The following is a 633-nucleotide window of genomic DNA, read 5'->3' as shown; positions in this document are numbered from 1 at the left end:
CTAACACCCCGCATAACGGGCAGCATTGCGTGCCGCCGCACGTAATGATGTCCCAGCGACCGTAGGGAGTGAGTTTATGCGATTGTTATGCTGCCTGATGTTTTTGCGGTTTTGATAAAACATTTAATGCCTCCTTGCGTTAACTATTTAAGTAAAAAAATACTCGTTTGGCGCTGATACAGCAACTGATGGTTAGTAGCGTGGACCAAACAACGAATGCTCGCGAACCCGAAAATAACTCATTAAAAACAGATGAGAGTGACTCTTTAAAGAAAGAGCTTGCGCCAGAGTCGTATGTTAAGTGTCAGTCTTTCAACATCTTATACAACATATCTATCCGTTTATTAATTTTGTCACTCTCATAATAAGTATTAGCATTAATGAGTAAAATTAGAAAAATCAGGTATAAGGATGTTGGCTCCCCTCCAAAGTCAGGATCAATCCAAAACATGAGGGAAATAAAAAAGAATGAACTGCCCATCGTAAAAATAAACCGCCAAACAGATGGTCTCAAGTTGTCAAACTCTGCTTTCAATAGCTCTTTTTCCGACATCTCTTTTAAAGTAATTTGCGCTTCCAATTCTTCCTTTGTCATTCCAACTTTCCTTTAATTGACCGACACATAACACCCCG

1 protein-coding gene is annotated in these 633 nt (G+C 39.7%); it reads right to left on the bottom strand.

Annotated features, from left to right (window positions below):
• Positions 1-304: 304 nt before the first annotated feature.
• Complete coding sequence (locus RM556_RS17325; protein ID WP_311375216.1) at positions 305-595, bottom strand: hypothetical protein; 291 nt, start codon at positions 593-595, stop codon at positions 305-307.
• Positions 596-633 lie beyond the last annotated feature (38 nt).

It is taken from the genome of Alteromonas sp. W364, from assembly GCF_031846205.1.
Lineage (GTDB): Bacteria > Pseudomonadota > Gammaproteobacteria > Enterobacterales > Alteromonadaceae > Glaciecola > Glaciecola blandensis.
The sequence above is the reverse complement of the archived record's forward strand: the minus strand, read 5'-3'. Positions and strand labels throughout refer to the sequence as shown.

What these genes read in the sequence shown, in the direction of transcription:
- RM556_RS17325 (WP_311375216.1), bottom strand. Translation starts at nt 595, where the DNA reads ATGACAAAGGAAGAATTGGAAGCGCAAATTACTTTAAAAGAGATGTCG.